Source organism: Kosmotoga sp. DU53 (genome assembly GCF_001639905.1).
GTDB lineage: Bacteria > Thermotogota > Thermotogae > Petrotogales > Kosmotogaceae > Kosmotoga > Kosmotoga olearia.
In genome coordinates this window covers 1-7,931 of record NZ_JGCK01000022.1, presented here as the reverse complement: position 1 = coordinate 7,931, position 7,931 = coordinate 1, and the positions used below count along the sequence as shown (strand labels likewise).

Annotated in this window: 10 protein-coding genes and 1 pseudogene; 5 read left to right on the top strand and 6 right to left on the bottom strand. The window is 38.6% G+C overall.

The annotated features are described in order from the left end of the window. The 4 genes and pseudogenes from DU53_RS03285 to DU53_RS03270 all read left to right on the top strand — a co-directional run. Positions 1–308 (top strand): annotated as a pseudogene (locus DU53_RS03285) (IS110 family transposase); the annotation flags it as partial. A 735-nt stretch (positions 309–1,043) separates the two neighbouring features. Then, on the top strand, positions 1,044–1,676 hold the full coding sequence (locus tag DU53_RS03280) for a histidine phosphatase family protein (protein ID WP_012745117.1): 633 nt from the start codon (positions 1,044–1,046) through the stop codon (positions 1,674–1,676). Between the two features lie 120 nt (positions 1,677–1,796). Continuing rightward, positions 1,797–2,021, top strand: coding sequence for a hypothetical protein (locus DU53_RS12250; protein ID WP_063727451.1), 225 nt, complete (start codon positions 1,797–1,799; stop codon positions 2,019–2,021). Then, complete coding sequence (locus DU53_RS03270; RefSeq protein ID WP_082853785.1) at positions 1,951–2,469, top strand: DNA alkylation repair protein; 519 nt, start codon at positions 1,951–1,953, stop codon at positions 2,467–2,469. Before DU53_RS12250 ends, DU53_RS03270 begins: the two co-directional genes overlap by 71 nt. A gap of 10 nt (positions 2,470–2,479) precedes the next feature. On the opposite strand, the gene DU53_RS03265 is transcribed toward DU53_RS03270, so the two are convergent. The 5 genes from DU53_RS03265 to DU53_RS12745 all read right to left on the bottom strand — a co-directional run bounded on the left by DU53_RS03265 (position 2,480) and on the right by DU53_RS12745 (position 6,293). After that, positions 2,480–3,004, bottom strand: a complete 525-nt coding sequence (locus tag DU53_RS03265; RefSeq protein ID WP_063727447.1) for a GrpB family protein — start codon at positions 3,002–3,004, stop codon at positions 2,480–2,482. 205 nt (positions 3,005–3,209) lie between these two features. After that, positions 3,210–4,649 carry a prolyl oligopeptidase family serine peptidase gene (locus tag DU53_RS03260; protein ID WP_063727445.1) on the bottom strand — a complete coding sequence of 480 codons (1,440 nt, stop codon included), beginning with the start codon at positions 4,647–4,649 and terminating at the stop codon, positions 3,210–3,212. Beyond that, complete coding sequence (locus DU53_RS03255; protein ID WP_063727444.1) at positions 4,646–5,071, bottom strand: hypothetical protein; 426 nt, start codon at positions 5,069–5,071, stop codon at positions 4,646–4,648. Before DU53_RS03255 ends, DU53_RS03260 begins: the two co-directional genes overlap by 4 nt. A 165-nt stretch (positions 5,072–5,236) precedes the next feature. Next, positions 5,237–5,785: an HD domain-containing protein gene (locus DU53_RS03250; protein WP_201029984.1), complete on the bottom strand. Its 549-nt coding sequence runs from the start codon at positions 5,783–5,785 to the stop codon at positions 5,237–5,239. Between the two features lie 16 nt (positions 5,786–5,801). Beyond that, on the bottom strand, positions 5,802–6,293 hold the full coding sequence (locus DU53_RS12745; protein ID WP_235599684.1) for a DUF3795 domain-containing protein: 492 nt from the start codon (positions 6,291–6,293) through the stop codon (positions 5,802–5,804). A gap of 610 nt (positions 6,294–6,903) precedes the next feature. Between DU53_RS12745 and DU53_RS03240 the strand changes: the two genes are divergently transcribed. Then, positions 6,904–7,605 (top strand): hemolysin III family protein, encoded by a 702-nt coding sequence (locus tag DU53_RS03240; RefSeq protein WP_082853784.1) that lies wholly within the window; start codon positions 6,904–6,906, stop codon positions 7,603–7,605. An 11-nt stretch (positions 7,606–7,616) separates the two neighbouring features. Here the strand turns inward: DU53_RS03240 and DU53_RS03235 are convergent. Continuing rightward, the coding region (locus DU53_RS03235) for a carbohydrate kinase family protein (protein ID WP_235599683.1) at positions 7,617–7,931 on the bottom strand (315 nt) is incomplete at its 5' end.

The following is a 7,931-nucleotide window of genomic DNA, read 5'->3' as shown; positions in this document are numbered from 1 at the left end:
GCGGAGCATGGATGAAAGGCTACTATGACAAGAAGACAAATAAAGAGGGCAAGAAACCATCTCTTGCCCTCAGAGCATTGGCGAACATCCTCGTCAAGATAGCCTTCGCCATGCTAAGAAACCTAAAAGCCTACGATGAGGAACTCTTCCTTTCCTCACGTGGGAACAAGAGTCCTCGGTTAAATTATACAACAAGAAATAGCATACCGGGGACTAAAAAAATGAAGAAAGAAAAGTTATCCCTGCCTGTCTCTGTTGCTCAAACCAACTGCCATTTGGGAACAGTTTCAGGTAGTCTGTCTCCTTGATTTGACATAGTAGGTGAGAAGGCGAGAATATAGAATCGTTTTTGGTTGTGCGTTGTAGGTTTTACGTGACAATCGCGAACCGAGAAAGCGAGAGGGCGAGAATCGAGATTCGAGAGTCCGAGAGGGCCGCAGCACGTGGGTGAGCCCAGCTGCGCTGAGGGTAAGCACTCCTTCGGAGTGGGTATAAAAACAGAGGGTTGCGGAGGCTGATAGAATCGGGTTATGCGGTGGCGCGAAAAAATATGTAAAAAAGGAGGTAATGTTTGCGAATATGGCCAAAAGAAGAATAAGTAACGAACACTGGGCAAGCGGACTTTTGGGATTCTTAGGATTTCTTGGTTTTAAAGCGTTTAGCTAGCATAATCCCTGGTGGTTATTCTATTTTTGCTTTTTTGCATTCTTCTCATATTTCAAATATCTCAAGGAAGAGCTTAAATACTTAGGATTTATTGGGGTAATAGGTTTAATCGTAGCGATACTTGGAGTTTTTGGGATAATAAGGGTGTAAAAATGATGCCACCGCTTTACCCGACTCTGCAGTACTTCGTGCCTTTTCTTTGCTTTTGAACAATGACCCCTTTTGGATAGTAGTTTGTAGAGTATGGTTGTCTAATATGCTGTTTATAGCAGCAAAGAAAAGAAAAAAGTCAAGGCTGAAAACAAGTGTATATGGCAAAATAAGAATACAGAAAATGGCAGAATAAAAAGCCAGCGGTAGGAAAAAAGGGTGATAATATGACAAAGTTATATATAACCCGGCATGGTCAAACAGAATGGAATCTGGAGGGCAGAATACAAGGCCAAAAAGATTCAAAACTTACAACATTAGGTGAGAAACAAGCAGAATGGCTTGGAGAAAGATTGAAGAATGTTGAAATAGATGTAATTATTTCTAGTTCAAGTGGAAGAGCAATTAGAACAGCTGAAATTATTAGAGGAAAAAGAAATATAGAAATAGTACCTAATGATAATCTTAGAGAAATTCACTTCGGACAATGGGAAGGTCAGTTGCATGCAGAGATTAAAAAATATTGGCCAGATGAATATAGGAATTTTTGGAATTTTCCTCATTTGTATAAGCCTGTGGGCGGAGAAACATTTTTACAAGTTTTAGATAGAGTAAGTAATGAAGTAGAGAAAATAATCTCTAAATATGAAGGGAAAAATATTTTAATTGTTACTCATGCGGTTGTTTTAAAAGCACTTATTGCATACTTTGAAAATAAAGATCTTATGGACTTTTGGAGCGGCGCTTTCATGTATCCTACATGTTTAAATATTGTTGAGATTAAAGAAGATAGTAGAAAAATTGTTTTGCAAGGAGATATATCACATTATCAAGCTAATGAGAAGGTATATAACGATTAATAAATCCTAAGTATTGCCCGATGCATAATGTAGCAAAAGACTACCCACTTACCCTTTTGATACATGGGGATGAAAATACTGAAGTTCCGTTTCAGTCAAGATATATTTGGAGGGTAATTTGTGGATACAATAAGACTAATGAAATCTTTAAAAGAAGAATCTTCAAACATCGGAACATCCCAGAGGTCTGTTGTTATATCAAAAATAGCTAACAAGTATTATAAAGAAGCTCCGAAATCCGATGAGGAGCTTCTTAAATTTTGTGAGCAGTTGATTGCTGCTAATAATATGGATTTGTTTTCTATTGCAACGCTGTGGATCAAAAAAAGAAACAACTATAATTGATATAAAACATTTTCCGGTTATCGAAGGTTGGCTTTTCAAGTATATTCATCATTGGGGTACATGCGACCAATTATGTTACAGGGTTCTCAGTCCTTTTGTGTACAAGTATTCTGAATTATTTTCGAATGTTTTGAAGTGGGCAGAATCGGAAAGAACGTATGTTAGAAGAGTGGCGCCGGTTTCTTTAATTCGTAATGGTGTAAAATCCAGTTTCGTTGTAGAATATGATTTAGACAAGGTTCTAATTGTTGTTGAGAATTTGAAAGACGATCCGCACCATCACATTCAGAAGGCAGTGGGATGGTTACTTAAGTATTCTTATCTAACATATCCAGATGAAATACTTGATTACTTGCGAAAAAATGTGAAGTCGCTTTCTCGTACAACCTTTAGATACGCATTGGAAAAGGTACCTAAAGAAATTAGACAGGAAATGATGAAGTTATAAGATGATAGCACTAATCACGGTAGATTGTCTTGTTTAATATAGTTCTTATAAACTCGGTTTTTTTCTCGCAGTAGCTATCAACATCATAGCGGTAAGTCTCTGCTAACTTAAGCTTTAATGCTTCATACTCTTTTCTTGCAGTCACATTTTCCCGCAAATAATCCCTGAATGCAATGTGTTCCAAATACCCCTTTCCGTCTTTAGGACATACGTACAGGTGATGATTCATAAGGCCATTGTCACATGTTCTTTTAAATGCTTCACGTCCCTCAATCCCTAAATTACCTTCATATTCATAGCCTGCTTTTTCTAAACGCTCAATAATACTGGGTAGTACATCATAACTATCAATAACAACATCAAGATCTATAATCGGTTTTGCAGATAACCCCTCAACGGATGTGCTCCCGACGTGTTCAACGGTTAAAATCAAGTCGCCTATGTAACTGGTTATCATGGTCTTGATCTTTTCAAATTCTGTTTTCCATTCCAGATTGTATGGCACAATCTCAACAACTTTCGTTTTTTCTGGCATTGTAAATGCCTCCGTTGAAATGAGCTAAGCTCGTAATATCCAGCAAATGGACCAGGTAAACTGTATCCAATTTTATTGGTAAATTGTATGTATGCTAACTCATTTTATACTCTTTAGCAATCATTATCAGTACTTATCAAGGGTATTTACCATTCTTTCAAATAAATCCAGTGGCATTTTTGTGGGTTGTTGTTCTTCTTCTTCTTCATTTTGTTACTTCTTTCAGCCATTGTAAATAAGAACGGTATATTTTTTCGCCTGGCATTTCATGGCCTTTTTCTTTATCGATATAAACTTCAACCCGTGCTCCCGCTTTCTTAAGCATTTCAACCAATTTTTTCGTCAAATCAAACGGGCAATTTTTATCCTGTTCTCCATGAAAAATAAAAATTTGGATCCCTTTGAAAGGGTTCAAATATTTTTCGTCTAAAAAATTTGGGTGCTTACCAGGAATCCCCCATTTATTTGCCAAATCGGGATGACCTGAAAAAACGGCGAGTGCCCTGAATATCTTAGGGTTCTCATAAAAGGTGCGATAAACACCGTAGCCGCCCATCGAAAATCCTGCAAGAATGATTCTATCTGTATCGACGGGATAGTGTGCTATCACGTCGTCTATTACCTCACGAATGTCATCCTGTGCATGATCAGTACTGAACGCATTTGAGGTTCCTCTACCAAAGGGAGCGAGTTCAATAAAATTTATTAGTGGGTCTACCTCTCTTTCGGTCAATACCTGTCTGTCATCCATTCCGCTTCCGTGGAGAAAAACTAAAAGAGGGTATTTTTTGTTTGATTCCATATTTTTCGGAATTTTAATACTGTACGGTTGAAGTGAGTTATCAATTTTTGAGCGATAAGCTCTTCTCTGAATCCCCGTCTTAGTTGCGATGATATCTACACCTTTTGCAGCACACTCAACCTCAGATTTGAACTTGCTAATGGAATTTCTTAATCTTTCAGCAGTATCATAAGGTTTAAGCTTCTTCATTGTTGTTTTAATCTCCTGGAGTTTAAACTGCAAGGTTGTCAAACTTCCAGAACTGATCCTATCTTTGATATTTTCCAATTGCTTGCTCATATCAGTAACAGTTTCTTTCGGTAATACTGTAAAACTAATATTGCCAGAGAGGCTATTGATCTGCGATGCCCACTTGACCTTATATTCTCCCGGGATTAAATGGGACGTTCTTAACTCAAAACTTTTCTTGGTTAACTCATCATCGATGTCGAAGCTGAATACATCGCGACTTACCACATTACCTTCATCACTATTTATCTGGACTATGATCGTATCTTTAGTAGGTGTGGCAGATATTCCAGCGATCCTTGCCTTGATGGTTTCTCCTTCATTACAATGATTACGGTCTAAAATCATATAAGTCTTTGTACCGCTGCTTAACCTGGGGGGTGAAAAACTTAATCTTGTATAGAGGCGGCAACTTTGCTCGGATTGAATGCGGTCATCCTGTACAACAAAAAAGTAATTTTTTTCGTCTTTTTCAACTGCTTGAACATAACACAGGTTAAAACCTATCGATTCTGAAAACCATGGATGATAAGGATAGACCTCTTTCCACGGCAACAGTAATTCGTATCCTACCTTGCCGTCTAATTTTTTTACCTCAAAAAGGGTGTTTTTCAAAGGTTGAAACGAGAGGTCGATATTGTGGTACCATATGAACTTTTCTGCCAAGCTCTGCCAGGTTCTTTCTGTGGACAGAATGCCATCACGAAAAACTCATCGGTAGGTACATTTCCAGGACGAGGAACTGACAGTACCATATGAAATCCGTCTCCATTTTGATAGCCCCTGTCACGGCATATGAAACTGTCAGCTTTAACCTCAATGTATAAATAGAAGAATTCGGCTCCGTAGGCTAAACGATAATTAGCCTCAGCCAGAGGGTTCTGATCGTTGCTTTTTTCTACGAAATTGAATGTACGAACCGGAAGATTTTTGAGCTCTGCATCCAGAACACCATCAATCTGTGGTGGTTTGGAAAGGAAGGTTACTTCAGGTTCAAGGCTATGTACGATGTTGCTTTTGATGGGATCTTCTGCCATCGTTGTTACCTCCGATTATATTTCATCGCACTTTTTGAATAAGGATGCCTGACGTTCCGGATGATTTTTGGTGCAAAATATATCGCAGACTTTTTAGAACAAAATATTGGAAATGTTTTATTAGGTAAAGTTGGACGCCAATTTTAATAACTCACCTTTTTTGTTCTATTGATTCGATTTTTCTTCAATTCCAAGTTCCTTCAATACTTTTATGCATCTTTCACGATGTGCTCCTTCTGTTTTTACGCCATGTAAGTATCTGTCTAATGAATCAACATCCTTTAAGATTTCAACGAAGGGATTATCTGAAATAATTTCTTTTTGGCTGTGCTGAACTATAGCATTTACAATTAATTCTGCTTCTTCTTTAGTAATTTGAGGCAAATCACCTCTATGTTTGGAATTATAGCTCTCAATAATTTCATATACATATCTCTCTGCTGCTTCGGCATGATTTTTATGTCGCTTTGTCTTTACTACACCAATATCGTGAAGAGCTGCTGCTATTCCTGCTAATTCTGGATCTATCCCTCGTTTAAGTGCTAATATTTTTGCGATTTGTGAGCTGGTATACATGTGCATTACATTCCAACGAATTGGTAAATCTCTATCTTCATCTGATAGATCCTTCATTTCTGAAAACAATATTGATAAAATTCTATTCAATCGTCTTGCCGATAGGTTCATTCCTAAATTGCTAATATCCTTCTTCATAGAACCCTTTCCTTGATCAATTTTCATTCTGAGCTAATCCTTTAAGTAAAATGACCCTTTCTTCTACAATTCTTTTGTGTTGTTCTTCTGTCCATGCAGGATTTTTATTCTTCCAGAACCTGTCACATGGAATTTCTATACATTCCCCGCAATGTTTTAGCCCTTTGTCAATTACACAGCATTCATAAAAATCACAAACATCAAGCCCCACTTCATGCAACCAGCACGGCTTCCCCGCTATAACATGACATCCTTTGCAGTCCTTTCCGTAAATCCTGCAATCACTACAAATGCACCCGCATACCCCAACGACTTTTTCCATAACATTTCCCCCTTTTTTTGATGGCTGACAAAAGGTCTTTATTTTTGTCGCCCTTTTATAAGAATCTTTATCTTTTACATTAACAATATACCGTTTATAATTAGAAATGTCAAGAATGAAATTAGAATTTTGCTCTATTTCTTTTAAAATTTTTAGAGCAACGAAGAAATTGGTGATAAATTCCAACGAAAACGCGTTTGAACAATAAAGATGACGACCTTACTCTTGAAATGCTTGGAATATCGTGTCTGGTATACTTTTAAGTAGGAAAGCCTCGAGATACCGAGAATCCGAGAGGCCGAGAACCGAGAAGGCTGCTGCGCAGCGATAAAAACCGTTGTGCGTTGTAGATTGTACGTAAAAAACGAGATCCGAGAACCAATAGCTGCTGTGCAGCCGAGGTTTGCAACGCTGTCAGCTGGTAGAGCGATGCTTGCGAGGCTAATGTTTGCTACGCTGTCAAATAAAGTAACGCGAACCGCTGCACGATTCAAAAAACCGTCATTCTGGAGATGTTTAATCCAGAATCTGGGTTTCTTAAGTACGAGATCCTGAATCAAGTTCAGGATGACAAATCTAGTTAGGGGTGGCTACAACAATTCCTGAGCATCGCTCCATCAGTTGACAGCCTCTGCAAGCGTCAACGTCGTGAGCCTCACGGACGTAGTCCAGCACTTCGTCAGCGTAGCTCCTCTCTCGGTTCTCGGATCTCGATTGTCGCGCATAACCTACAACCGACAACTCACAACGATGATGAGCGCAGCCATGTGCGAATCTATGAAAGGAGTTAACTGATTTGAGTTTAAAAGATAAAAGCAAGATGGATAAAATGATTTCTTCGGAAGAGTCTAATGAATACGTGAATTCCATTACGCACCTTGTTGGTGCCGTTCTTTCTGTTGCTGGATTGGTGGTTCTTATTGTTTTTTCAGCTCTTCAGCACAAATGGGTTCATCTGATAAGCTTCAGTATTTATGGCTTTACGGTGTTTTTGTCAATGCTTGCCAGCAGTCTTTTGCATTTCTTCTTGCTTTTTAATAAATATCACAGGGTTTTCGGGATTCTTGATCACAGCGCAATATATTTGCTTATAGCTGGGACGTACACACCTTTCTGTCTTGCCGTGGTTGGTGGTGTACTTGGTTGGACGGTTTTTGGGATCATATGGGGACTGGCGATACTCAACATCGTTATCAAGTCTGTGTTTTTCAACAAGATACCAAAAAGTATTTCCACAGTCGGATACATTGCTATGGGCTGGTTATCGATAGTTTTGGTTTACAGTGTTTATGTGCGTTTGGGACTTTTGAGTATTATCCTTATGATCCTTGGGGGATTATTCTACACGATTGGCGCAGGGATATTTTTCGCCGGGAAGCCTAATCCAAAGCCACCTTATTTCGGGAATCACGAAATCTGGCATATTATGGTACTTCTGGGCAATATAACATTCTTTGCCGTAATGGTGTTTTTTGTTCTTCCTTATCCTGGTCCCTGATTTTTAAAAGCTTATAGGCCTTTCAAAAGGAATGTTTCAACCTCCCGTTTATACGGCATTGAATTTGCGGCACCATATCTGGTAGCTACAATGGCAGCTTCAGCATTAGCAAATTTTGCTATTTTTTCAAGCTCCATGATAGATAACCGCACAAATTCTTCACTGTTTAGTTTGTATATATGGGATAAAACAGCTGCCATGAATGAATCCCCGCATCCTGTTGTTTCTAAAACCTTGACGTTATAACCGGGAACATGGGAAATCTCTTTGTCCTTGCAAACCAACGAACCCTTACTTCCGAGGGTCACGAATATAACGGCATCGTT

Coding starts and splice junctions, on each gene's coding strand:
- DU53_RS03255 (WP_063727444.1), bottom strand. CDS start 5,071: ATGGCAGAAGATCCCATCAAAAGCAACATCGTACATAGCCTTGAACCT.
- DU53_RS03265 (WP_063727447.1), bottom strand. CDS start 3,004: ATGCCAGAAAAAACGAAAGTTGTTGAGATTGTGCCATACAATCTGGAA.
- DU53_RS03280 (WP_012745117.1), top strand. CDS start 1,044: ATGACAAAGTTATATATAACCCGGCATGGTCAAACAGAATGGAATCTG.
- DU53_RS03250 (WP_201029984.1), bottom strand. CDS start 5,785: ATGAAGAAGGATATTAGCAATTTAGGAATGAACCTATCGGCAAGACGA.